The 25,265-nt window shown below is 52.3% G+C and carries 21 protein-coding genes; 9 read left to right on the top strand and 12 right to left on the bottom strand.

The annotated features are described in order from the left end of the window. Nucleotides 1–66: 66 nt before the first annotated feature. The 4 genes from N902_RS0104350 to mntA all read right to left on the bottom strand — a co-directional run bounded on the left by N902_RS0104350 (nucleotide 67) and on the right by mntA (nucleotide 3,144). Nucleotides 67–1,077, bottom strand: coding sequence for a TRAP transporter substrate-binding protein (locus N902_RS0104350; protein WP_027369942.1), 1,011 nt, complete (start codon nucleotides 1,075–1,077; stop codon nucleotides 67–69). Between the two features lie 273 nt (nucleotides 1,078–1,350). After that, a complete protein-coding gene (locus tag N902_RS0104345) occupies nucleotides 1,351–2,385 on the bottom strand; it encodes a sodium:calcium antiporter (protein ID WP_027369941.1) in 1,035 nt (344 codons plus the stop codon). After that, on the bottom strand, nucleotides 2,382–2,792 hold the full coding sequence (hepT, locus tag N902_RS16355) for a type VII toxin-antitoxin system HepT family RNase toxin (RefSeq protein WP_051564283.1): 411 nt from the start codon (nucleotides 2,790–2,792) through the stop codon (nucleotides 2,382–2,384). The genes N902_RS0104345 and hepT overlap by 4 nt, the downstream gene beginning before the upstream one ends. Then, on the bottom strand, nucleotides 2,785–3,144 hold the full coding sequence (mntA, locus tag N902_RS0104335; RefSeq protein ID WP_027369940.1) for a type VII toxin-antitoxin system MntA family adenylyltransferase antitoxin: 360 nt from the start codon (nucleotides 3,142–3,144) through the stop codon (nucleotides 2,785–2,787). The genes hepT and mntA overlap by 8 nt, the downstream gene beginning before the upstream one ends. A 240-nt stretch (nucleotides 3,145–3,384) precedes the next feature. Here mntA and N902_RS0104330 point away from each other — a divergent pair, with 240 nt between their 5' ends. Beyond that, nucleotides 3,385–4,665 carry an MFS transporter gene (locus N902_RS0104330; RefSeq protein WP_244147368.1) on the top strand — a complete coding sequence of 427 codons (1,281 nt, stop codon included), beginning with the start codon at nucleotides 3,385–3,387 and terminating at the stop codon, nucleotides 4,663–4,665. A gap of 417 nt (nucleotides 4,666–5,082) precedes the next feature. Here N902_RS0104330 and N902_RS0104320 read toward each other — a convergent pair whose 3' ends face one another. From N902_RS0104320 to N902_RS0104285, 8 genes are all read right to left on the bottom strand, one after another. After that, entirely contained in the window at nucleotides 5,083–5,343 is a 261-nt protein-coding gene (locus tag N902_RS0104320) for a TFIIB-type zinc ribbon-containing protein (protein WP_027369938.1), read from the bottom strand. A gap of 17 nt (nucleotides 5,344–5,360) precedes the next feature. Beyond that, nucleotides 5,361–7,316 carry a sulfotransferase gene (locus N902_RS18590; protein ID WP_051564281.1) on the bottom strand — a complete coding sequence of 652 codons (1,956 nt, stop codon included), beginning with the start codon at nucleotides 7,314–7,316 and terminating at the stop codon, nucleotides 5,361–5,363. Beyond that, complete coding sequence (locus N902_RS16345) at nucleotides 7,313–9,625, bottom strand: glycosyltransferase family 4 protein (RefSeq protein ID WP_051564279.1); 2,313 nt, start codon at nucleotides 9,623–9,625, stop codon at nucleotides 7,313–7,315. The genes N902_RS18590 and N902_RS16345 overlap by 4 nt, the downstream gene beginning before the upstream one ends. Before the next feature lie 399 nt (nucleotides 9,626–10,024). Next, nucleotides 10,025–10,726: a polysaccharide deacetylase family protein gene (locus N902_RS16340; RefSeq protein WP_034621542.1), complete on the bottom strand. Its 702-nt coding sequence runs from the start codon at nucleotides 10,724–10,726 to the stop codon at nucleotides 10,025–10,027. Nucleotides 10,727–10,772: 46 nt separating this feature from the next. Then, a complete protein-coding gene (locus N902_RS0104300; RefSeq protein ID WP_153304135.1) occupies nucleotides 10,773–11,387 on the bottom strand; it encodes a TVP38/TMEM64 family protein in 615 nt (204 codons plus the stop codon). A gap of 122 nt (nucleotides 11,388–11,509) precedes the next feature. Continuing rightward, on the bottom strand, nucleotides 11,510–11,902 hold the full coding sequence (locus N902_RS0104295) for a diacylglycerol kinase (protein WP_027369936.1): 393 nt from the start codon (nucleotides 11,900–11,902) through the stop codon (nucleotides 11,510–11,512). Next, nucleotides 11,899–12,555: a phosphatase PAP2 family protein gene (locus N902_RS0104290; protein WP_027369935.1), complete on the bottom strand. Its 657-nt coding sequence runs from the start codon at nucleotides 12,553–12,555 to the stop codon at nucleotides 11,899–11,901. The genes N902_RS0104295 and N902_RS0104290 overlap by 4 nt, the downstream gene beginning before the upstream one ends. Nucleotides 12,556–12,596: 41 nt before the next feature. Continuing rightward, nucleotides 12,597–13,976 carry a DegQ family serine endoprotease gene (locus N902_RS0104285; protein WP_027369934.1) on the bottom strand — a complete coding sequence of 460 codons (1,380 nt, stop codon included), beginning with the start codon at nucleotides 13,974–13,976 and terminating at the stop codon, nucleotides 12,597–12,599. A gap of 379 nt (nucleotides 13,977–14,355) precedes the next feature. On the opposite strand from N902_RS0104285, the gene N902_RS0104280 reads away from it, so the two are divergent. The 8 genes from N902_RS0104280 to N902_RS0104245 all read left to right on the top strand — a co-directional run bounded on the left by N902_RS0104280 (nucleotide 14,356) and on the right by N902_RS0104245 (nucleotide 25,251). After that, the gene (locus N902_RS0104280; RefSeq protein WP_027369933.1) at nucleotides 14,356–15,039 is read left to right on the top strand and encodes a winged helix-turn-helix domain-containing protein; all 684 of its coding nucleotides are present in this window, start codon (nucleotides 14,356–14,358) and stop codon (nucleotides 15,037–15,039) included. Beyond that, on the top strand, nucleotides 15,011–16,417 hold the full coding sequence (locus N902_RS0104275) for a sensor histidine kinase (protein WP_027369932.1): 1,407 nt from the start codon (nucleotides 15,011–15,013) through the stop codon (nucleotides 16,415–16,417). The genes N902_RS0104280 and N902_RS0104275 overlap by 29 nt, the downstream gene beginning before the upstream one ends. 181 nt (nucleotides 16,418–16,598) lie before the next feature. Next, nucleotides 16,599–16,955, top strand: coding sequence for a hypothetical protein (locus N902_RS0104270; protein WP_027369931.1), 357 nt, complete (start codon nucleotides 16,599–16,601; stop codon nucleotides 16,953–16,955). Nucleotides 16,956–17,009: 54 nt separating this feature from the next. After that, nucleotides 17,010–18,647, top strand: a complete 1,638-nt coding sequence (locus N902_RS0104265) for an ArnT family glycosyltransferase (protein WP_153304134.1) — start codon at nucleotides 17,010–17,012, stop codon at nucleotides 18,645–18,647. 125 nt (nucleotides 18,648–18,772) lie between these two features. Beyond that, nucleotides 18,773–21,394 (top strand): glycosyltransferase family 39 protein, encoded by a 2,622-nt coding sequence (locus N902_RS16335; protein WP_034621589.1) that lies wholly within the window; start codon nucleotides 18,773–18,775, stop codon nucleotides 21,392–21,394. A 30-nt stretch (nucleotides 21,395–21,424) separates the two neighbouring features. Then, the gene (locus tag N902_RS0104255) at nucleotides 21,425–22,360 is read left to right on the top strand and encodes an ABC transporter ATP-binding protein (RefSeq protein WP_027369929.1); all 936 of its coding nucleotides are present in this window, start codon (nucleotides 21,425–21,427) and stop codon (nucleotides 22,358–22,360) included. Nucleotide 22,361: 1 nt separating this feature from the next. Beyond that, nucleotides 22,362–23,066 carry an ABC transporter permease gene (locus tag N902_RS0104250; protein ID WP_027369928.1) on the top strand — a complete coding sequence of 235 codons (705 nt, stop codon included), beginning with the start codon at nucleotides 22,362–22,364 and terminating at the stop codon, nucleotides 23,064–23,066. 13 nt (nucleotides 23,067–23,079) lie between these two features. After that, nucleotides 23,080–25,251 carry a GldG family protein gene (locus N902_RS0104245; protein WP_027369927.1) on the top strand — a complete coding sequence of 724 codons (2,172 nt, stop codon included), beginning with the start codon at nucleotides 23,080–23,082 and terminating at the stop codon, nucleotides 25,249–25,251. Nucleotides 25,252–25,265: the final 14 nt, after the last annotated feature.

Below are 25,265 nucleotides of genomic sequence, written 5' to 3'. Positions count from 1 at the left end.
CATATCACCCCGCATGCCTGCCAAGACACAGGCACGCGGGCTAATTCCAGGTCGTTGTTTTGGCCTTTATTGCTCATCTTGTGCATATCTTTCTTTCAAGGCCAGCATATCCTGGTATATCTCCTCTGCGGGCAGACCTGCGTCCGCGGCTTCCTGTTTCCATTCCTCGATAATCGGAGCTACCTTGGCCTGCATCTCCCGCATATCCGTGTCCGGGAGCCTGTCCACCTGTGTGGAATGCTCTTGTTGTGCATAGGCCAGCGCCTCCTGAACATGCCGGTCCATATACTCCCCGGTCCATTCGGCCTGCTCCGGTCCCAGATCATTCATCACTTCCTGGACATCCGCAGGCAGGCTGTTCCAGACATCTTTATTCATGACCACGGCAAACGGATAGACCTGAAGGTTTAAAATCGTCTGATACGGACAATAGGCGGCGTAATTGAAATCCTTGAGGACTTCCAGGGAAGACAGCAGGCCCTGGACAACCCCCTTTTGCAGGGCTTCCGGCGTCTCGGACATGGGCATGGACACCGGAGTGGCCCCCAACAGTTCCAGGCTCCGGGACAAGCTCCCAGAAGCTCTGATTTCCAGGCCCTGGAAATCTTCCAAAGCCGCAACTCTTTTCTTAGACATCAGATTGGAGGGGGCAGAGGTAAACATGGTCAGCACCTTAACTTCGGAAAACTCCTCCGGCGCATACTTGGTGTACACATCCCACAATACTAGGCTGGCTGTTTCCGCTGAGGTAAAACCCACCGGCAGCCCCACGGCTGAGGTCAGAGGAAAGACCCCCGGCAGATAGGCCATGCTCGAACAGCCGATATCCGCCTGGCCCTGGGCCACTCCCCGAAACATGGCCTTGGCCCCGAGCAGGGTCCCGCCGGGAAAAGTATTGATCTGGACCTTGCCGTTGGTTCGCTCCTCGACCTCGGCCTTCCACCGCTCCATCTGCACACAGGGAAAGGTCTGGGCCGGGGGGAAGTTGGCGTAATTGAGCACAATCTCCTTGGCCTCCACCGTTCCGCTCAGGACTGCAAGCAGGATAAAGCCCCCGAGTGCCGTCAGTCTGTTCATAGCCCCTCCGTTGATTTGTGCGTGTTTCATATCATTCGTGGACACAAAAAAGGCCGCAAGCTGGAGTGCTCGCGGCCCAAAATCTCGGCTGCATGCCGTGTCTGTCTATAATCCACCCCTGTTTGGACCGCACTTTACCTGTGGCCAGAACCGCCAAGCCCAGGCCTGAACACGAGGAGGAAGAAAAAGGTCCAAACAGTTGTTTTGAGTCATGGAACGAATCATGAGCCAAATCCTCCCGGCTGTCAAGACTTTTCACGCCTGAGAATACATTCATCGATGCGGGATGTAGGCCAGCACATCTATGGCCTGAAAGCTCTCCAGAGCGGCCCAGATGACGAAAAGGGCATAGAACCCGAGCAAGCCCAACGCTTCCTGCCGGGTGAGGACCATATGGGTGCGCATCATCAAGAACAGGATCAGAGTGGCCAGGGTGAGGACTGCCATGAGCGGAGCGGTCAGGGAGAAATTTATGGTTGCTGTCCCGGCGATGAGGATCCCTAGGGGAATACAGCACAGGAGATCAAAGATATTGCTGCCCAGCACATTGGCCGTGCTGGTCAGGCTGCGGCCGTTTTGGGCCGCTCGGACCGAAACAAAGCCATCCGGGATGGATGTTCCGGCAGCCACGATGGTTATACCCCATAGAAAGTCCGGGGTATCCAGGATCCGGCCGAAATTCACCGCCGCCCGGACCAAGCCCTCGACCCCGACCAGGATCAACCCCAGGGCCAGCCCCAATGTGAGCCATTCGGCCTCCGGCCGGACATACGATCCGTCCACCTCAGACACAAATTCTATGCTGTCCTGGTATTGGATGAAAATATACACCGCGTACAGGCCCAAGGGGAGCAGGGCCAACCCCCGGGTCATCTCTCCCATGAGCAAACCATCCGCAGACGGAACAGGGTGATAGATGACAGCAAAAGAGAAGGTCAGCAGCAGGACCGCTATGGCGATCATATAGAACTGGCTTTCCTTGTACACCAGGTCTCGATTCGAGGTCAGCTGCTCATTTCCCAGCAAGCCGGACAAGGCGGGAATAATCAAGATATTGAACAGGGCCGAGCCGACGATTGCCGAAACGCCGAGCTCGAATGTCCCGTGAACCAGAGTGGAAACAACCACCGTAGCCAGCTCCGGAAAGCTGGACCCGATAGCCACAATGATCGATCCCTGGACGATATCCGGCAGCCCATAGTAGATGGAAAGCCGTTCACTGGCCACTTCAAGCAGGCCGCTTCCCTTCCAGACAACAGCAGTCCCCACAACAGCAACAGCAGCCCAGATCAGCACCTCTTCGATCAAAGTACTCCCTGGATTTTAGCAAAGATTTTGGCAATGCATGCGTACTCTTTTTTCATAACTATAGCCTGAATAATCGTTTCATCGACATTGAGATAATCATGAACCAGGACATTGCGACACCCGACCATGCTTTGCAACATCTTATGCTCATCAGTATTAATAATCCCGTTTCGTTTCAAAACATCTATGGCTTCTCTGCTTTTGGAAACCTTAATCCCCAAATAGACATCTGCAACATACCTGGAGAATCCAATAAGTGATTCCACCAAAACCTGCAAACCACGCTCAATGGCCAGCATATCGGTTTCAGTCAGATTGTTCTTCACCTGATAGGCATCCAAGATCCGCAGCATCCTGGTAATATGCTGTTGTTGCTCCTGCTCATACAGGTAATCCCGGTCAGTCATATACATAGTCCTTTTCAATCTTGGATATGATCGAGTATTCGACCCGGCGCACATGGGGAACCAGCCGGTCATAGATCCTCTGGCCCATGATGATATTCATCTGCAATGCAGGGGGAACAATTTCCAAATCCACAACAGAAACCTGATCATACATCAATAGCTCCCTCTGCAGGACCTCCTCCACTTTCTGCGGTCGCAGCACTCGTTCAAAGAGATCGGGCTCAAACACGGAAAACAAGACTGCCAGATCCCAGTCACTGTCCGGCCGTTCCCTGCCCTTGGCCCGGGAACCATAGAGATAGATGGCATCTACTTCAAAATTAGCCTGGATGAGATCCACCATCCTATCCATAAATTTTCCTGCCTGCATACAACGCAACCAACCCTTTGGCTTATGTACGTCCAGGCCATAAGTCTCAATTGACCCGGTACAACTGGTGTCAAGCTTTTCCAGCATATCCTTATAATTTGACAGCTTACCTGCTGAGATTATAGTTCAAGTGAGAAGTTTGGTATCAGCTACCATCCTCTGTGCATGGCTTACATTTCACCAAACAAGCTGTTTTCTGTCCATAGAAGGAGGTTTGACAACGTGGTTTTCCATCTGGAAAAGAATCAACGCAAGACTGCTGTTGCTGCGGGTGTGATCGGCAACATAATGGAGTGGTATGATTTTGCACTCTACGGCTACATGGCCTCTATCCTGGCAGCCCTCTTCTTCCCCAGCGAAAATACCGTGGCTTCACTCTTGGCTACATATGGCGTGTTCGCTGCCGGTTTCATCATGCGCCCCTTGGGCTCGGCCGCCTTCGGCTGGCTGGGGGACACCGTCAGCCGAAGCACTGCCATGTTTATCTCCGTGGCCATGATGGCTATTCCCACGGTGGTATTGGGACTTTTGCCCACATATGAATCCATAGGTTTGGCCGCCCCAATTCTTCTGGTTCTTGTCCGGCTGACACAGGGACTCTCGGTTGGGGGAGAGTTTTCAAGCTCTGTGACTTACCTTGTCGAGACCTCCCCTGCAGACAAACGGGGGCTCTCCGGCAGCTATGCCAATGTGGGCAGCATGGCCGGGATGCTTCTGGGATCTGGCATGGCCGCTCTAACAACCAACCTGTTGCCCAGCGATACGGTCCATGCCTGGGGATGGCGGCTGCCTTTTCTTTTTGGGGCCATCCTTGGTCTTATCGCCATCTGGCTGCGGCGTAACTTGCCCAAGTCATCCCAACTTCAAGACCACGACACCCAACGAGGGGAGACTTCTCCCCTGAAGGAAGCCTTCACGGCAAACATAAAAGAAACCATCCAGGCCATCCTCGTGGCTTCATCGTATGGGGCGCTATTCTACATCTCACTTGTTTTCCTGCCCAACTGGCTCAAAGAGTACATCGGCTTTCCCCTCAACCAGGCAATGACCTACAACACATTGGCCACGGCTCTCCTGCTTGTGCTGGTCCCGGTCATGGGCTGGTTAAGCGACCGTTTCATCAGGCGAACTCGCATTGTAGCCATCTCTCTGGGGCTTTTCGCCTTCAGTGCTTATCCCCTGCTTGCTTGGCTTGAAGGAGGAAGCATCGTGGCAGTAATCGTTGTTCAGATTCTCTTTGCGGTCTTCATTGCCGTGCTTTGCGGGGTGGCCCCAGCCATGTTCGTGGAACTCTTTCCCACCAAAGACCGGCTTTCCGGATATTCTGTGGCCTACAACCTCGGTCTGGGGGTTGTGGGCGGGGCGACTCCTATGATTTCGACCTGGCTGATTTCTATCACCGGGAACAAAAACGCCTTGGCCGGAATCATGATCTGCGTCGCCGTTATCGGGGTGGCTGCCCTTTTCTGGATGCGCGACCGCAGCAGGGAACAGCTCAGATAGCACTCTGAAAGAGGGTATCCCTATGGTGACCACTACAGGCTCAAGCTCGAGCACCTAAAGATAACGGTCCTGAATTTCCCCTTAGGCACATATGATTGCTTGACAAGATGTTTTTTGACAAAAATTGACAAAAACGATTATGTCAGCGTCACAGGCCACATGGATGATGATACCTTGGAGGAACAGGAGCTGCTGGCGGATACCATCATTGTTTTAGAAGATAACTAACCCAAGCTTTGGCTCTCCTGGACCGACTCATGCACAACGTGCATCATTCAGTTAGCGTAGCAGGGCTTCCGGTCTTGGGAGGCTCTGCAAAACCAGGCAAACAGCTAAAGCCGACCGCCTCCCCACTTTCCATAGGGAGGCGGTCCCTGTAAAAAGGTTGACCTTGCAAGTCTTATCACCGATCAACATTTAGAAATCAAGAAGCTCTCCAAGTAAGGACTTCTTCTTTTTCTTTTTTTCGTAACGATCCTCCTTGTCGTGGTGCTTTCCCTGATCCCTCCGATCATTTTCCTGCATTGAAGGAGCCTGTTCAGACATGGTCCGTTCAATGATTTTGTCCAGTTCTCCCCGGTCCAGCCAAACTCCACGACATTCTGGGCAATAATCGATCTCGATTCCTTGCCGATCGGTCATAACCAGATTTGTGTCTTTACATACCGGACATTTCATACTGCTCTCCTTTTCTTTTACATATAGTTCATTGTTTTTTCCGCCAACATCTTCAAATCTCGGTAACCTTGACCATATCTCCTGTGCACAGTTTCTGCAGTCAATCCATAATATCCCAGATCATAACGGTGTCTGCTGCGATAAGATGCAGCCGCCTCCGCCTCCTGATCCAGGATGCTGGCATACGTATAGGATAGTGGGATTTGCAAGCGTTCATATATGCTCTGGACACAACTTTTTATCCCTTCTTGAAGCTCATGCATATCAAACAGCAAATACCCCTGCTCATTCTTTGAGGACAACACATGGGCCAGATGAGAATAATAATACTCCATCAAGTCCAACCATCTATCACGAAAAATCTCGGTGTCGAAGGGGTTGGCAAACAGCCGCCAGCCTTCTTCCATGGCACTGATCTGGGAGGGCACTGCTTCCACAGGGGAACGGGCGCAGGCTACCAGACGGGCCTGAGGAAAAGCCGCGAGCAGACTCTCCAGCATGGGGGTAAAGGAGACATTTTTAGACAAGAATATCTTCTGCTCTCCAAAAACGTACAGATGCCTCTGGACCATGGTGTAGTAAAAAGCCATTACCCGCCGGCGTTCCGATTGCTGCAACTGGTCATCAAAAAAAGCCAATTTCTGTATCTCCGGAGCAAAAGGAAAGGGCACAATAAGCAGAAAGCAGCACAAAATCGGGGATAGGAGCAGAAAATCCTCTTCCGCATCCTGAAGGCTCAAGGGGTGGACATCATCCAGGGAAGAAGCCAATCGCCTGCAGATCCAGGATATAATTCGGCCGCCCGGCTGACCCAAAAAACGGTCAATTTTGGACATGCCCAAAATAAGCAACCGTTCACAGATAGCCGGGGCCAGAAGCAATTCCCAAAGAGTGAAGGTAGTAAACTGCTCCCTGTCCCGGGCCAGGACCCGGTGCAGGAAGGTGGTCCCACTGCGGGGTATGCCGACCACGAAAACCGGTGCCTTGGGAGAGACGTGGTGGTAATCCGGAAAAAGGACCTCATCCAGGAGCAGGGCTGCCCAGTGCACGATCTGAAGAAGGGCAAAGGCGGGCAAAAATAAGAACATAACCACCATCCTTTTCAGCGACGGCGGCCGGGGATACGGCTTTGGGGGGCAGAATGTCCGCCCAGCCAGCCGGATAAACAACCGGGCAGAGCGGCCGAACATAGACAGGGAAACCGGATGGCATTTCTCGGAAAAGACCTGATCACCAGCTGAACATTGCGGCCCCTTTGGACCTTGCCCATGCTCCAGATCGGCTGGTTTTCGTCTGGAAATCACAATGTTCCGGCCGGTTCGCCAGGCCAGAATCATAAAAATTCCCCCGGCTGCGACACCGGCGATGGCCAGCGGGGACTGGGACAAAAGCCAGGGGATGCCCCCATCGCCGATGAAAACATAGGCAATCGTGCCGGGCAAGGCCCCAAGCATACTGCCCATTAAATAGGTGCAGAACCGGATGCGGCTTAAACCCAGCATCCAGTTGACGGGCGGAAAGAGATAAAACAGAAGGCGGAGCAGGACCACAGGCTTGATCCCGCTTGATTGCGGGCTGTTCCCGAACCTGGATATACGCTTGGGAATATGAGCGGCAAAAAAATCCCGGGCCACATGCCGGCTGAGGAAAAACCCCAGGCTGGCAGCAGCCAGCCCCCCCAGAAAGGAAATATGCAATGCCGCTGGGAAAGACCACAGCAGCCCGGCGGCGACCACGAAAATGGCTGGGGGAATACCCAATGCCCCCCCCAGGACAAAAAGTGCGGCAAAGAGCAGGAATCCCTGCCATCCCCGGCCATCAACCAGAGCAACCAAAGCATGCGGTTCGCTGACCACATCACCCAGCCCGGCCGCCCAAAAAACAAAGAAAAAGGCCAGAATACCGAGGACGATCAGGGGGTTAAGCCATTTTTTGAGCCGGGAAGAATTCCGCTTTGATTCCCGGATCTTCATCCCCTCTCCGGCTGAATCTGCCCATCCCTTCGTCCATCCTTCTGACAGGAGATGTTCCAAAAAGAGAGGAAGCTTTCCCGGCAGGAGTACCTTTGGGCATAGCTTCTGGCCTTTCGCCCCATCCCGGCCATCAGCTCCGGATTGTCGCACAGCCGGAGAATGGCCTGCGCAAATCCATCGGCCATTTTGTCATCAGCCGGGACCACAATCCCGGTTTCTCCATCCAGCATATTTTCCTGCGGACCTCCCTGGTCGGTCACAATCACCGGCAGACCTGAAGCCTGGGCCTCGATGACCGCACTGCCCATAGTATCTACCGTGGAAGGAAAGACGAAGATATCGCTTGAGGCATAGGCCTGGGCCAGGTCATCGCCGCGTAAATAACCGGTAAACAAGACCGGCAAATCCTGGCAGGTGTTTTGCATCTCGGCCAAATACGGACCTTCACCAACAACAACCAGATACACATTGTTCCGTACCTGGCTCATTGTGCGCATGATCACCTCTAAGACGTGGAGATTTTTTTCCTTGGATACCCGGCCGGCATAGATCAGTTTTGTCACAGGCTCCGGCAGGCTGTAATGGGTCTGAAAATAGCCGTTCCGTTTGGCTGGATGGAAGTCGGAGGTATTGATACCCGGTTGCTGGACAACCATCTTTTCCCTGGGCAAGCCCTTGCAGGCTAGCTCATCCGCAGTAGCCGCCGAAGGGACAGAGATCACATCCATCTGCCCGTAAAACCAGGTCACGTATTTCCAGACCAGCCCTTCAAGCTGGGCATCTCCAGTCAAGGACCGTACAGTTTGAGGTAACGAGGTATGGTAGGTGCCCTGAAAGGGAAGGCCAAGCAGCCGGGCCACGGCCAGGGCTGCCAGGCCCATTGATCCAGGTGTTTCAGCATGAATGCAGGTGAAACGCTGCTCATAGCAGTAGGCCAGTATATCCAGGATGGGGGGATAGGGAACTTTTAATTCCGGATACTCCGGGAGATCGAATTCGCCGATAGGTTCAAAGGAGGCCACATTGGATTCCTGCTCCCGGCCTGAAGTGCAATTGAGCACGGTCAAGGGCTTTCCGGTCAGGCGGGCAGCCTCCAGCCGCAGACGGATCACTGTCGCTACCCCGTTAGTTTCATCAAGCGTATCGGTAAACAGGGCCAAATGCTGCCCGTTGCTGCGCTGGACAGAACGATCACCCTTAGACCATTGCAGGCACTTTAGGCTGAATTTTCTGTCTCTGGCAAAAAGGGCGTAGGAAACAAGATAAGGAGCAAGCAGCAGGTGCAGCGAAGTCATCGACCCCAGAGACGGAAAGAGAGACAAAAGGTCTGCTCTGCTGAGTTTGGAGAGCATATCCCGGCCTGTATCTGCACTGAGATGGGCAAATACCCGCTGCATAAAGCGCTTCCATGTCCCGCTTTGCTCCCTTGGGCCTGAGTCAGTCCCCTGCATATCCTCCAGCAGTTCAGGCTGGGCGGAAAGGACTGCATGGGCCGCTTGCTGGAATTGTCCCCAAAAGGATGTGCCCCAAAAGGCCATTCCCGGCATTTCCCAATCGATGAGCTGCTCAGATTCCCTTCCTTGCCTCTGGTCCGGTGGCAAAAGGGTCTGCTCCAAAAAAACAAAGGGGGCTTTATCCTGCATCAGCTCCCGGAAATGGAAGGAATGACTGTAATACTGATATATGATGCTGTACAGGTTGTGGGCCAGGCCCTGGGGACCCGCCTCATAGGTATGCACTGTATGCATATTGTCGGAAATGCCTCGCAGAAAGTCCTGGACGCAGTTTGCCTTCGGCACCTCGGTATACGAAAAGCCCATGGACAAAGAGGAATGATCGTCTGAGCCGCTGATCAGATATTTTTGACAGGGGTCCTCTCCGCTGGGAGCAATGGCATAACGTTCGGCAAGCTCAGAGATTCTCTCCTGGCTCATGCCGTTCAGGATTCTGCGCAGCACAGTATTCTGCAAACTATCCCGGGCTCCGTTCAGTTCGAAATAGGTGAACAAGAGCAAAAGCTGCTGAAAGTGCTTCACCTCAAGCATTCCGTCCACGCTGTACATAGGATGGGCCAGGGCATGGAATATATTCTCGGCCTGTAAATACTGAACCAGCTCAAAAACATTCTCCCGCACTCTGGAAATGTCGTCGTGCTGTTTTTCGTTGATATCGTAGACCAGCACATGCACTTTGCAGCCATCACCAGGAAAACTTGCCGTCACCTCCTCACTGAGGAATGTATCCGGCAGATGGGCAATCTCCAGATTCCCGCCAATAGTGTCATGATCGGTGATAGTGACCAAGTCCATACCACGATTTTTCAAGCTCTGATATAGATACTGTGGGTCTGTATAGCTCTCGGCGCACCCCATCTTCCTGAGAATCCAGGCTGAAGGGTGTCTGGAATACCTGGAATGGACGTGCATGTCCGCTTTACAGGTCGTATATTTCATGCTCAGTCTCACTCATAATGGTTAAATCTTCAGAGCAATCCGCTTGTTGAATCCCGGATGAAACGTACGGATATGCCCTATCCGTCATTGCCCGGCCCGGCACTCACTTGCAGGACAAGACCATGCGCCCGGCTGAAATTTTGGTATCGCAAGTGAGTGCCGGGCAATCTAGTGGGCAATTATTCTCTGTACTCTGGATTCCCGCATGCACGTGATTGACTGAATAAGCGGCACCTCGTTCCATCCGAGCTTTCTTTATCCCTCCTCTATTGCTTCTTCATAGGTCACGAAACGGTCAAACCTGGCCAGGTGTCTGCTCACGTCCGGCCTCAAGGAAAAATGGAGGTCATCAGGATGGATGGCAACTCGTAATGGACCCACAGGCCAAGCCAGGTTGACAGCATTAAGAACCTTTAAAAACAAAGTTCGGATTGCAGTATCGGCCATGTACCCGGTTAAAGGCATAGAGCGGTTCGTATTATTTCGCACATCAAAAACACCGGTCAGGGTCTCATACAAATCAAAGGGAAGCCTGGAAAGCTCTTTGCGCGGCAGACTGCCCATGGCCCAGGCCGGAGGGACATATAAAAATGGCTTATCCAGCCCAACTTGCTCAAACCATTCATAGCACCGGCATATTGTATCTGCAATTTCCTGTCTGGTTCTGGATAAGTGCTCAGCCTCATTCCGGGACATGAATCGGGCATGAACTGAATGCCAGGCACTTTTTGGGCCCGATATTCGATGCCTCCACCCATGCCCAGCCAACTCAGCGCCATTGTCCTGCCACTTCTGCAATTGCTTGATCTGATTGTCTGTCCAATCCTTCCCCGGCACGATCAGAAGAGTAAATGTATGCACTTTGTGGGCATTTAGGAAGCGAATAAGCTTCTTCACTTGGGGCAGTGTACTTGGCATTACATCATGTATAGAGACAAGGGCGGATTTTCGTGACATTTCCGATTAGGGCGTATCAAAAAGTACGTTCTGCACCAATCTAGCCCTATTTCTTGCGTTTTTTAATCCAACGTACAATCAAACTCGTACAGAAGAAAATCAGAGCTGCGCCAAAGAATATCCAATTCTTCTCTTTGGCTGCTCCGGTCATGGCCACAATGGGTAAAGTCATCAAGCATTCTGTTGCCCAATTCAGGGAAAGAAATGAAACAAAAGAAAGATTGGTCAGGGCCAGAAGATAGGTCTTCAAGATATAGGGTGGTCCAGGCAGTAACAAAAAACCAAACATGGTCAACCCTGGCCGTTGAACATGGAACAGGCTAAAGTGATGTCCCTTGTTGGTCAAAAAATTGATGAGGGCCTGGCGCAAAAAAGAATGAGTTACGAGATAACAAACAGTCATATGCACTGGCAATATGAAGACTGTTATGAGCATACCCTCTAAAATACCGAATCGGAGCCCAACCAATACCAAAAAAAAGCTGATCGGAAACCCAACCAAGGGTAGTACAATCATGGCCCCGACAAAAGCCAATGGAGGTAAATTGGCCTTCAAAAGGTGAGAAAAGCTTTGAGCAATATCTGAAAAGCCACTTGGGGGCATAGAATGCAGATAATACAATGCTATGCCGGTCAAGATAAACGTGCCGGCAACCATCATCGTCAGGAAAGGGCCCTTCAAACTTAACCTACTTAATGCTTGATACCTGGGAAATAAAAGGTACATACACCTAAAACATTACATATTTATTGCTGAAAGATTACAATTTTGACATCCTTTCCTCATCCAGAAGTAAGCACTTTCCATATCTCAGCAAACTCCACCCCCAAGACTATCAGCCAGGTAAGGATAACAATCCCCACTGCGGCAGCTGCTATGCTTTTTATTATATGAATCTTCTGATTATAATCTGGATCCACAAAATCACATAATGCTTCAATTGTCGTATTTAAAAGCTCAGCGGATAAAACCACACCTGTAGCCAACAAAACGACCGCCGCATCCACCCAGGCGTGCAGCCATATCGATAGTCCCAGGACCACACCGGACAAGAGGAGTTTGTACAGCACACTAAAGTCATGCAAGACGGCATAGCGCAGGCCCAAAAGCATGACTTTTATTTTTCGAAATGGATGGTAGCCAGGCTCGCCTACTTCCAAGTATTTTTTCTTCATGCATCGGCCTTTTTAGATTGCAGCAGCGAATACACTGCCAGTACTGCGCTCACCCAAAATACAGACACCATAATTCCACCAAGCACATCGCTGGGCCAATGCACCTGAAGATACATTCTGGAGAAGGCAACTAAGAAGACAACAGCCCCACTCAAAAAGGCAATAAGACACTGCACGGTCCGCTTTTGATGCCGAACCAGCCAGCAAAGACAAAAGGCAAAAGCTGCTGCCTGGGTTGCGTGCCCGCTTGGAAATGAATACGCCGCGAGCAAGGTTGATATTGTCTCCTCGTGAATCAGGGGGCGCTGCCGTTCGATGATCATCTTCAGACCTACAGCCATCGCCGAAGCCCCGTAAAAGGTCACACCCAAAAAGCTGGCAACAGTTCCTTGGTGTCGGCAAATAAGAATTATCATTGCCATCAGAACGGCTGTGCCAAGCAGGTAGAAAGACCCGAACCACGTCATTATCCTGAACAACAGATCTGCTGCTGGATACTGTAATTCGTTTATTCTTTGCAGAATGCACCCATCCAGCTTCACTATCTCCTGGGTTGTCACTCCGGCCGTGAGAAGGGCCAGTACAATTGCAGACCCCACTGCTGCCAGCAATGGGTAGCGGACTTGAGGAAGGGAAAGCTGAAAATTGGTCATATGTACAATCCCCTCGGCCGTAACGGCCGAGGGGATTTTGTCTACTGCAAAGGGATGGCCTGAAACAGATTATGTCCACGCCTGTATATGTGGAGCAAAATGACTCCCTTATCTTGGGCTGCCTTCACCGCCGAGGCCATTTGGGACAATGAGTCCACCACCTCTCCGTTGGCCTGCACAATGACATCGCCTTCCCGCAACCCTTCAACTTGAGAATCGGTGACCAGCAGGCCGGTTGCCTTGTCCAGGCCTAAGGCCCGTGCTTCCTGGGGACGTAACGGGCGCAAAGTAATTCCCAGATCTTTGGCCAGCTTTTCTTGGAGCTTAGACGGTTCGGATGTGGCGACACCTCCTTTTCTCTGCCCCAAGGTAACCTGGACCTGCTTGGTTTTCCCCTGCCGCCAGATCTGCATATCTACCTTGGCGCCCGGCTTGAGTCCACCTATGAGTTGGGAGAGTTCCCTGGCCTCATTGATAGTTTGCCCATTGACCTGAAGAATAACGTCTCCGGACTTGATGCCGGCCTTGTCCGCCGGGTCGCCTTTTTGCACAGAGGCAACCAGGGCTCCCTTTTCCTCGGAGAGCCCTAAGGCCTTGGCTGTATTCTGGTCCACATCCTGGATGGTCACCCCCAGCCACCCTCTGCGGACTTCCTTGTACTTTTTCAGCTGGGAGATAACATTTTGAGCCATGTCGCTGGGGATGGCGAATCCAATGCCCTGGCCCTGGGGAACAATGGCGGTGTTGATGCCGATCACCTTACCCTCCATGTTGAGCAAGGGACCACCGCTGTTGCCCGGATTGATGGAGGCATCGGTCTGCAGAAAGTCGGTATACGGGCCAGCCGCTCCAATGCTCCGGCCCTTGGCGCTGATGATCCCGGCGGTCACCGTATGGCTCAGGCCAAAGGGATTGCCTATGGCCACCACCCATTCGCCAGGCTTAATATCCTCTGAACTGCCGAATTCCAAGGTGGGCAGATCACGCTCAGCTTCGATCTTGAGCAAAGCCAAATCTGTTTCCTCATCGCTCCCAATTACTTCGGCTGTATAATTCTTTTCACTGTCCTGCAAGCTAACCTGAATTTCTTCAGCCTTAGCAACAACGTGATGATTGGTCACAATATAGCCATCCGGAGAAATGATAAACCCGGACCCCAGTGAATGAGACTTCTTTTTCTGGGGCATTCCTTGAAAGGGCTGAAAAAAACGATTAAAGGGATGCCCTTCCGGAAAGGGAGAAAAGAAGCGGCGCAAGCGCTTGGACACATCAATCATTTTGACCGTGCTGATATTGACCACCGCAGGACTTGCCTTTTCAGCCAGTTGAGCAATCTTTGGACCGGCGGCTGAGCCTGCCTGGACATTGAACAACACAAACATGAAAAAGACGCTTATCAAAACCATTGCCTTCCTGAACATAAGAAAAACTCCTTGAATAGTTTGTTTTTCACAGATGAAACATTCACCCCAAGGAAAAAAGTAAAACGAATGGAGACACTGTCAACACAAATCAATTCTAAAGGGTATCTTTATGACAGGATTGTAATCATGAAACATTGCTTCGTCTTAAAAAGATATAATTTAAGTTACAGGATATTCACTGGTAGGCAATATCTATATTAGAATCACTGCGCTTTCCTTACCAAGGTATTACCGTAAGATTACAAAAAAGAAATACTTGATGGAAGTTTGACCCAAAGCGTGCTAAAAGCACAGCTTGCAAGTATTCAGTTCCTTTAAGGCAAATGGTTATGTACGGCTCATTTGTTTACTGATCATCTTTAGGAGATTCCAAGCCATGCGCATGCTTCTGATTGAAGACGACCGGGACATTGCCTCATTTATCCGCTCTGGTTTCATGGAAGCGGGCTTTACCGTCGACGAGGCCTTCAACGGTATGGACGGCTTGCAGATGGGGACTACCGAGTCCTATGACATTGCCATTATCGATCTCATGCTCCCAGATTTAGATGGCCTGGACATCATTACGAAATTGAGGTCCGAAGATATTTCAACTCCTGTCTTGATCTTAAGCGCTAAGCGCAATGTGGATGACCGAATCAAAGGCCTGCAGAAGGGAGGCGACGACTATCTGACTAAGCCATTCGTCTTTGCCGAACTTTTGGCCAGAGTACAGGCCCTGTTGCGCAGATCACCGAGCCCAGTGGAAAATACTCAACTCATTTGTGGTCAGTTGTGCATGGACTTGCTCAAGCGACAGGCCTACCGGGATGATCAAAAACTTGATTTGCAACCGCGCGAGTTCTCTTTGCTTGAACTTTTGCTGCGTAATAAGGAGCAGGTGGTGTCCAAAACCATGATTTTGAGCCATATCTGGGGCTACCATTTTGATCCACAAACCAACGTCGTGGATGTCCTGGTTTCCAGATTGCGCAGCAAAGTGGATAAGGATTTTGCAACCAAATATATTCATACCATCCGCGGTGTAGGCTATGTCCTTAAAAAGCCTGAAGACATATAAGAACACCATAGGCGTCAAGCTGACACTTTGGTATTCCTGCTTTTTCATCCTCACTGTATCCTTTCTGTTTGTTCTGGCGTATTATTTCCTGTCCCAGGCCCTGCGTCATGATGATCACGTAGCCATAAAGTCCCACCTAAAAGAGGTCGTTACTGAATATGCATCCGGCGGTCTGTCTCAGGTCAAAAGAGAACTGCTCATCAGCAAAGAATACCGGAAGAAAAGCCCCTTCTTTTTTCGCTTCGCCAGCCCACACAACAACACCATCCGCATCCTGTTTTATCAGCAGTGGTCGGAATTCAAACTGGCTCATCTGGAAACCGTCTTTCCGGGCAGCAGAGAGTGGATTCAGATCCCGGCCCAGGCAGACCAAGGCGATTACATCCTGGAAGTCACCTCAGCACGATTGCCGGACGGCTCATGGCTTCAGGTAGGAATGAGCACTGAATCCAGGCAGCGGGTTTTGGACCAGTTCTGGAAAACGTTTATGAATGTGGCCCTTTTCCTTATCCTGGCCAGCTTGGTATGCGGCTATTTTCTCTCCCAAAAAGCTCTACGCCCTATACGGCATCTTATTCAGACAGTGCAGTCCATTGAGGCCGGGCAAATGGATGCCCGTGTGCCCCAAACCCAGGCCCAGGATGAACTTGGGGAACTGGTTCGTCTGTTCAACACCATGCTGGCCCGCATCCAGACCCTTGTTGAAGGCATGAAGGGATCACTGGATAACGTGGCACACGATCTGCGGACTCCTATGACCAGAATGCACAATATTGCCGAGATTGCTTTGCGCTCTGGAGAGGATACAGCAGCGTACAGGAATGCACTCCAGGACTTTGCTGAAGAATCCAACCGCCTCCTCAAGATGCTGAATACCCTTATGGATATATCGGAAGCTGAAACAGGCGTTATGGAACTTGAGTGGTCGGAATTCAAGATCAAAGATATGATAGGTCCAGTGGTTGAAGTTTATGAATATGTGGCCGAGGACAAAGGGTTGTGTATACAAGTTGATGTAGATAAAGACTTCAATATCAGGGCTGATTTCAACCGCATGAGCCAGGTCCTGGCCAACCTTTTGGATAACGCCATAAAATACTCTCAAGAGCACAGCGCACCAATAATCGTCCAGGCCAGGCACGACAATCAAAAGGTGATAATTTCCGTCACCGACTTCGGTAAGGGAATTGCCCAGTCCGAACTGCACAGGATCTGGGACCGCTTGTATCGCGTGGTAGACGATCACAAAGATTCTCGAAAAGGTCTGGGGTTGGGCTTGGCCCAGGTCAAAGCCATTGTCCAGGCTCACAATGGCTGGGTGGAGGTGTCCAGCCAACTTGGAAAAGGTTCCACTTTTTGGATCTGTTTGTCCCAGTAATACTTCAAGCCAAAGTTAAAACCATAATCCAGGCTACTGAAACCTCCATTCTTCAATTCTGCCTTCCCTTACCTTTCAAAAGTGTCATCTTCCTGAAAGGCTGTCGCAATCCCCTTGTGGTATATTTCTTACGTCGCGTCCGAAAAGTCCAGATGCCTAGTATAACGCATATTGGTATTCTATGTTGCAAGGGTGGAAGAATTTCTCTTTTGGTTTTTTGACCGGGGGCCTGCTTATTTTCGCATTCGTTTTTTCCACCGAATGGATGATATCCGTATCATCGGCTGAACAAGCTGCCCATGAACAAGCAGCAGAGGCTGTGGATGCCCGATTGGCAAAAATCTGCGTCAATCAGTTCATGCATTCTCCAAATCTGGAACTGAGATTGAACGAACTGAGAAAGTTGAAAGATCCCTGGGCTCGGGCCAAACATATCAAGACCCACGGCTGGTCCACAATGCCTGACAAGGATTCTCCAAGTCCCGGAGTAGCCGATGACTGTGCCCGGCTGATTATGGACGCAGCTTATAAGGAGTGACCGGCCGTTACCAATGGTTCCCACCCAATCTTGTTCTTTTCCGGAGACGACAGCGTGAAAGAATCAACAGCAAACGCACACTCTGTATGGCCAGCCGCGGCCCTCATTTTCGGCTTTACATCCATATATCTCTTTTGCACTCCTTTTCGGGATGTATGGTACCCGGATGAGCCGGACGTGGCCCTGGTGGTCAAGGAAATGCTCACTTCCGGGCACTGGCTGCGGCCCACCCTCTTAGGGTCGGACTTTGCCAGTTACCCCCCTTTTTTCTATTGGTGCGCCGGATTGCTGGCCTACCTTTTTCAGCCCTCTGAGCTTTTCCTCCGTTTGCCATCCGTGCTCGCGGCCGGCGTCTTGCTTGCAGGCACTTATTGGTGGATTAAGCAACGCAGCGGCCCCTCGGCGGCCTTTCGCGGCGTAATTGTTCTCGGCTCGACCTATCTCTTTTTTCAGCAAGCCATCCATATTCATGTGGATATGGTTTTTGCAGCCATGTTCAGTCTGATCATTTTTGCTTTTGACGGCTTCCGCAGACCGGACAAGGGAGTGCGTTTACCGGGAATTCTACTTGCCGGCCTGGCCATGGGCCTGGCCTCTTTAACCAAGGGGCCTTTGGGTATTCTCCTTCCCGGAGCCATTCTAACCTTGGACAGCCTGATTCGCGAACGCTGGCTTGATTTCAAAGCCTTGGCAGCTTCTGGACTGACAAGTGTCCTCGTTTTTGGGGCCTGGTCCTTCATATATGCCTCGGCCTCTGGAACAGACAACCTGTTGTATTTCTTCTGGCATCAGAATGTGGACCGCTTTCTGGAATCGGCGTCTCACCAACGGCCGATCGTCTATTACCTCCTCAACTTTCCCCTTGATGCCTTGCCCTGGACTCCATTTGTCGCTTTGGCCTTGTTCTGGTCCGTCAAACGCCTGCGGCAAGCAGACCGTCAGGTGATGCTGCCCATTATTTGGTTTGTTCTGGGCTTTATTTTTTTCAGTCTGGCCTCCTCCAAACGCTCGGTCTACCTGTTACCTTTGTATCCAGCGGTGGCAGCCTTGGTGGGCATCTTTTGGGCTCACCCTTCCGGTTTGGGTCAATTTATACAAAGCGTCAAGCGCATAGTCCTTGTTTTCAGCGCCCTGTTCTTTCTGGCCGGTGCAGGAACCCTCGTGGCTCCCTTAATCATAGTTCATCTGCTGTCCACCAAATGGACGGCCGTTCTTCCAGGACTGGCCTTGACCGTACTCTTCATTGGCAGTGCGGCTCTCATCGTTTACCTCTCTCGACAACAACGAATACTGGAAACTGTCTATGCTCTGCCTCTGATGTCCGTAGTAGGCTTGGCCTGCGTCTACGGCTGGCTGTTTCCTATCCTCGATCATCCTCTGTCTGCCCGGGCTGACGCCAAGTGGCTGAACAGCCACTACTCCTTGAACTCTCAAAACAGCCTGGGAATATTCAGTCCTGAAAAAAAGCCAATCAAGGAAGCCACAGCCGTGGCCTTTTATGGTCATTTTTCTGTCCTGACCTTGAAAAGTCCACAGGACATCAAAAACTACATGGCCGGTGAATCACCTCGGCCCATTGTGGTCAAAGATGAGCATCTAAAAAAACTGCAATCCACAGCCAATGTACATTTCAAGAAAGTCAAAAAAATACAGGTTGGCGGAGATCGGTTGCTGGTACTTGAACCCCCCTGAAATCCATTGTTTTCTCCCTGCCGATGTCAAAGTTGATATATAACTATTCCGGCATTTTTTTGCTCGCTGAGAGACATAAAATTTCGAATGAGCCGGAGGCAAAGATGAATCTGGAAGTACAACCTATGAACACAAAAAACGAAAAAAACATTTCCATCATCATTCCCACCCTAAATGAGGCCGAAAACATACCCCCCTTGCTCCACAGGATAGCACAGATTTTGGACAGTCACTGCATCCCGGCCGAAATACTCATTGCTGACGGCGGATCCACAGATGGAACCCAAAGCCGGGTGCACGAAGCTGCGCGCCACTACCCTCAGGTCCGCCTGATCCAGTCCGATGGCAAACACGGTCTGGCCGGAGATGTACGCTACGGGGCCGAGGCGGCCACTGCAGATATTGTCCTGATCATGGACGCAGACGGAAGCCATCCCCCTGAAGTCATCCCTTCTCTTATCCAACCTTTATTCCAGAATGCAGCGGATATGGTCCTGGGCAGCCGCTATGTTCCGGGAGGAGATACCCCCGACTGGCCTTGGGCCAGACGTCTGGCCTCCAGGGCGGCAACGTTGTGCGCCTGGCCTTTGGTCAGTGTTCGCGATCCAATGTCCGGATTCTTTGCAGTTCGCCGAAAACAGCTCCTGGAGCTGGGGAGCACGGCCTCTGGATTCAAGATCGGATTGGAATTGATGGTCCGGGGCGGCGATTCCTTTCGTATTCAGGAAGTGCCCATTGTATTTCGCGATCGTGAGCTCGGCTACTCCAAGCTGGGAATCAAGGAAACTTTGGCCTATTGCAAACAGCTCCTGGTGCTCAGCGGGGGCACGGTTTCCACCAAGCACGGTCTGCGTTTTTCCTGTGTTGGCCTAGCAGGTCTGGCCTTGGACGCCGCCGTGTTCAATGTCCTTTTGCTTCTTGGCCTTGGCGTGACCGGGTCCCATATCCTCAGTTTTGCTGCGGCTACCTTGAGTAATTATACCTTCAATGCCCGGTGGTCATTTGCCGATACAGCGGGTCTGAGCCAAGAGTCGAGCTGGCTTCGTTACGCCCGCTATTTCCTGGTCTGCATTATGGCCTTGTTCCTGCGCGGGGCTGTTATTTCGGCCCTGGTTCAAGGCGCGCAGTGGCCACCTCAAGCCGCCATTTTTGGAGGCATAGCTGCGGCCACCCTGGTCAACTTTGTGGGCACTGCCTTCTTTATCTTTCCCACCAGCTATGCCCGCAAGAATACTGCCATTCGCTGGCGTGTTTTCGGCCTATGCATCATCGCCTACGCTGTTGCCCTCCGTCTGGCCTTTTCCGGGGTTGTCGACTTGATCCCAGAAGAGGCCTACTACTGGCAATATTCACAAAACCTGGCGCTTGGATACCTGGACCACCCACCTATGGTTTCCTGGCTGATCTGGCTCAGCACCAGTCTTTTGGGCAAAAGTGAATTCGCGGTTCGCCTGCCTGCTCTTCTGTGCTGGTCAGGGGCCGCTATTTTCATGTTTCATCTGGCCAAGAACCTGTTTGACAAAACAAGCGCGTTCTTTGCCGTCGCCCTGATGGCTGTTTTGCCCATTTATTTTGGCATGGGAACAATCATGACTCCAGACGCCCCTCTGTATGCATCCTGGGCCGGTTGTCTCTATTTTCTTGAGCGGGCCTTAATGGCCCAGAAAGAAAAGGCCTGGTGGGGTGTCGGCCTTTGTCTTGGATTGGGAATGCTCTCCAAATACACGATAGCCCTTCTGGGGCCAGCTATACTTGCCTTCCTTCTTTTGGATAAAAATTCCCGGCATTGGCTGACCAGACCGGAACCCTATTTGGCTGCGGTATTTGCTCTGGTTCTCTTCAGCCCGGTTATTCTGTGGAACGCAACCCATGACTGGGCCTCTTTTGCCTTCCAGGGGACCCGGCGTTGGTCTGGAGATCCCGAGTTTTCCCTCCATGTTTTGATCGGATCTGTACTGGTCTTGCTCACCCCTGTCGGCTTTGTTGCAGCTTTGAGCGCCTTGCTGCCCAAAGGCTGGACTAAGACCTTGCTGGCCTTTCGGCATCCCGACCAGAATCAACGCATCTACCTGTTTATGCATGTTTATACTTTTATACCACTTTCTGTTTTCATCCTGCACAGCCTCCAGGGTGACCCCAAACTTAACTGGACCGGTCCGGTATGGCTGGCCGTATTACCGTGCATGGCCTGGATCATGTCCCATACTCCTCAAGGAACCGAAAAGACTGTGGGCTTTCTGCAACGACTTCCCTGGCGTTCGACCGCAGTTGGCCTACTCTTGCTCTACGGCGGGGTGATGTACTACATCCTCCTCGGCTTTCCAGGCCTGGCCCCGGTGAAGGAAATGCCTCTCCCGGCGGCATGGGAAGAGATGGGCCAGAGAGTGGAGCAATTAGCAGGCACAATACAAACTCAAGGCCAAGACAGGTTGCTGATCGCGGGAATGGACAAATACTTCATCTCCAGCCAAATTTCTTTTTACGATCGTCCGGAGAACGGCTCAATGGACATATCCGGACAGCACCTGGTAGGTGGCAACAGCCTCATGTGGTCCAAATGGCAGCCTGCAAAATCCGCTTGGGGCAAAAACATTCTGATGCTGAGCTTTGAACGTGAGGAACTCGAAAAAGCTTCCATTGCCACGCACTTTGCCGCCTTAGGCAAGATACAAAAACAGCCGGTTCTCAAAAAAAGTAAAACAGTTACCCATTTCTACTATCGAATAGGTTATCAGTACACCGGATAGGCAGAAAGCTATTTTATGAAGGGGATACGCATGATATCCATTCAGGGGCTCACAAAGTACTACGACGGCTTTTGCGCTGTGAACAGCATCGATCTGCAGGTGGCCCAGGGAGAAATCGTCGGCCTGCTCGGCCCCAACGGAGCGGGCAAGACCACTACCCTGCGCATTCTGACCGGGTATCTGCGGCCATCCGGCGGAAACGTTAGGATCAAGGGCTTGACTCCGGAACAGGACCTGACCGAAATCAAAAGGCACATTGGATATCTCCCGGAGTCCGCCCCTTTGTACCGCAACATGCTGGTCTACGACTATCTGTGCTATGTCGGCCGGATCAGAAACCTGAGCCCGGCCCGGCTGGATAGCAGGATGCAGGAGGTCGTATCGGTCTGCGGCCTCAAAAGCATTATGCACACGCCCATCGGTGAGCTGTCCAAGGGCCTCAAGCAGCGGGTGGGGTTGGCCCAGGCCCTGCTTCACGACCCGGAAATCCTCATCCTGGATGAGCCGACATCCGGCCTGGACCCCAACCAGATCCAGGAAATGAGATCCCTGATCCGGGAGATCGGCCGCCAGAAGACGGTCATCCTTTCCACTCACATCCTGAGCGAAGCCGAGGCCACCTGCGACCGAATGGTCATCATTCACCAAGGAAAGATCGTGGCCGACGGCTCTCCGGAGTCCTTGAAACAGGACGCCGCCGGACAACAGATCCGCCTGAGCCTGAGCGGAGATTCAGCCCAGGCGATTGTTTCCAGGCTCTCCGCCGTCAAAGGAGTGCAGGCCGTCAGCCCTCATCCGCAGCCGGAAACCGGCCCGGTTGTGCTCACTGTGACCTCGGATCCGGATACTGACCCCCGCGCGGCCATCTATCAGACCATCAAAAGCACGGACTGGATCCTATGGGAGTTCACACCCCAGGCCCGCAGTCTGGAAACCATCTTCCAAGAACTGACCCAGGAGCAGTAGCATGAGTGCATTTACTTCCACCTGGAATAAGGAATTCAAGGACTATTTCGTTTCCCCCATCGCCTACATGGTCATCGCCATATTTTTGCTGGTCACCGGATGGTTCTTTTTCAGCACCTTCTTTATCCAGGATCAGGCCAGCCTGCGCTCCTTCTTCAACCTTTTGCCCATCACCTTTGCCTTTGTCATCCCGGCCTTGACCATGCGCCTGTTTGCCGAAGAGTTCAACGTGGGTTCCTATGAGATCCTGAGCACCATGCCCATCAGCCCGGTCCAGATCATTCTCAGCAAGTTTCTGGCTGCTGTATGCATGGTGGGGGCCATGCTGCTGCCCACCCTGGCCTACGTTGGTTTCGTGGCCTGGCTGGGAGATCTGGACCCGGGACCGGTGCTCGGCGGCTACGTGGGGTCCCTGCTCCTCGGGGCCTCTTTTGCAGCCATCGGCCTGTTCACCTCGGCCCTGACCAGGAACCAGATCATCGCCTACATCCTGGGCGCCCTGTGCTGTTTTGTGCTCACCCTGATGAACCAGATGCTGTTCTTCGTGCCTTCGGGCATCATGGACCTGATTCAGTACCTGGCCGTCAGCTATCATTTTCAAAACATCGCCAAAGGGGTGATCGACACCCGGGATGTGCTCTATTTCGCCAGCGTGATAGCCATCGGCCTGTACCTGACCACCCTCGCCATTCACGCCAGAGAGTAAGGAGGGAGCCACCATGCTTCAGGGTCGAACCCATCGATATATCACTTTCGGTCTCTTCCTTGTTCTAATTGTCCTGCTCAACATTGCCGCCCAGTCCGTCTTTGTCCGCTGGGACCTGACCGAAGACAACATGTACTCCCTGTCCCCGGTGAGCAAGGAGGCGGTCTCCTCTTTGGCCGAGCCATTGACGGTCAAGGCCTATTTCAGCCAGGAGCTGCCGCCCCCGTACAACACATACAAGCAGTACCTGCGCGATCTGCTCCGGGAGTACAGCCAATACGCAACCGGGAACTTCAACTATGAGATGATTCAGATCTCCCCGGAAGACACAGCCAAGCAGGAGGCGGCTCAGAACTACGGCATCCAGCCGGTTCAAGTCCAGGTCGTGGAGGCAGACTCCCTGAGCTACAAAAAAGCCTATATGGGTGCGGCTCTGATCCATGGAGACGCGGTGGAACACATCCCGGCCGTCAGCTCCATCAAGGACCTGGAATACACATTGACCTCCTCCATCCAGAAATTGAAAAACAAGGTCAGCACCCTGCTCAACCTGGACTCACCAGTGCGGGCCAAGCTGATCATGTCCCCTTCGCTGGAAAAAATCGCCCCTGCGGTCGGCCTGGACAGCCTGCCCGGTTTGCCCGATGAAGTCCGCTCCATCATCCAGGAGGCCAACGCCCAGAGCTACGGTCGGCTGAAGTTTGAGCTCGTGACCCCCAAAACCGGTGCTCAGCTGGAAAAGGCCCGAGCCGCCTACAACCTGCAGGAGGTGCAATGGCCGGCCATAGAGCAGCAGGATATCCCTGCCGGAAGCGGAGTCATCGGACTGGTCCTTGAACACCGCGATTCGCACCGGACTCTTTCTCTTCTCAACGTGACCCGGCTGCCTCTGGTCGGCACCCAGTACAGCCTTGCACCTCCCGAACAGATCCGGGAGTTGATCAATCTGAATCTCAAGTCCCTGTTGGGGATCAACCAGACCCTGGGCTATCTCACCGACCACGGCACCCTGCCCTTAAACCGCATGGGCCGTTTCCAGGGCTCAAACAGCGGCTCAGCGCAGGCCTTTCAGCAGTTGGCGGCAAAAAACTACAGCCTGCGGGAAGTGACCCTGGAGCAGGGTATCCCGGAAGGCCTGAACTGCCTGATCATTGCCGGAGCACGCCAGGAGTTTTCCAAACATGAGCTGTATCAGCTCGATCAGGCCCTGATGCGGGGCACAAACCTGGCAGTGTTTAAGGACAGCTTCATCAATGCCAGCCAGAGCCCCCGGCAGCCGCCGCACCATGTACCGAATACAACTGGGCTGAACACGCTTTTGGCTCATTACGGACTGCACCAGGAACAAGCCATGGTGTACGACAAAAACTGTTACCAACAGAAGCTCCCCAGGGAACGGGGCGGCGGGGAGCAGCCCATCTACTTCGCCCCAATGATCGAAAAACACAACATCAATCACGATGTGCCCTATCTCAGAAACATCAACGGCCTGCTGGCCTTTCAGAACTCCCCGGTCAGGCTGGATTCAGAGCGGCTGAAGAGCAACGGGCTGCACGGAAAGATCTTGTTTTCAACCTCCCGGAAATCCTGGACTAAAAGCACAAACCCCAGTCTGAACCCCATGACCATCACGCCCCCTGCCGATGCTCAAAAGATGCAGAACTATCCCCTGGCTGCCTTGGTCAGCGGGAAGTTTCCTAGCTACTTTGCTCACCAACCGATTCCGGTTCAGGAAAGCAAACAGAAAAAATCAGGGCAGAAAAAGGGGAAGACAAAGGCCCAGTCGACAGCAAAGGCCCAGAACGCAACAATACAAGCTGCACCTTCCCTGCAGGCCAAAGGCGAAAAACGAACCGTGAGTCAACCAGGAAAGATCCTGCTCATCGGGTCCTCGTCCATGATTTCCGACACTATCCTGGACACATCCGAACAGGGGCCCAACTCGGTTTTGATCATGAACCTCATCGACGCCCTGAACGGTCAAAAGGAAATGGCCAGCCTGCGGAGTAAAATCCAGGAGTTCAATCCGCTGCGGGAGACCTCGAACCGGACCAGGACTGCGGTCAAAGCGGTGAATATCGTGGGCCTGCCCTGTGCGGTCATCCTCTTTGGCCTCCTGATCTGGGCCGGCCGCGTTCGCCGAAAACAGAAAATCAAGCAGATGTTCGCCTCAAGGCCCGCGTAAAACGGGCATCCTTT

The organism is Desulfovermiculus halophilus DSM 18834, assembly GCF_000620765.1.
Taxonomy (GTDB): domain Bacteria; phylum Desulfobacterota; class Desulfovibrionia; order Desulfovibrionales; family Desulfothermaceae; genus Desulfovermiculus; species Desulfovermiculus halophilus.
This window is presented reverse-complemented; position numbering and strand designations above follow the sequence as displayed.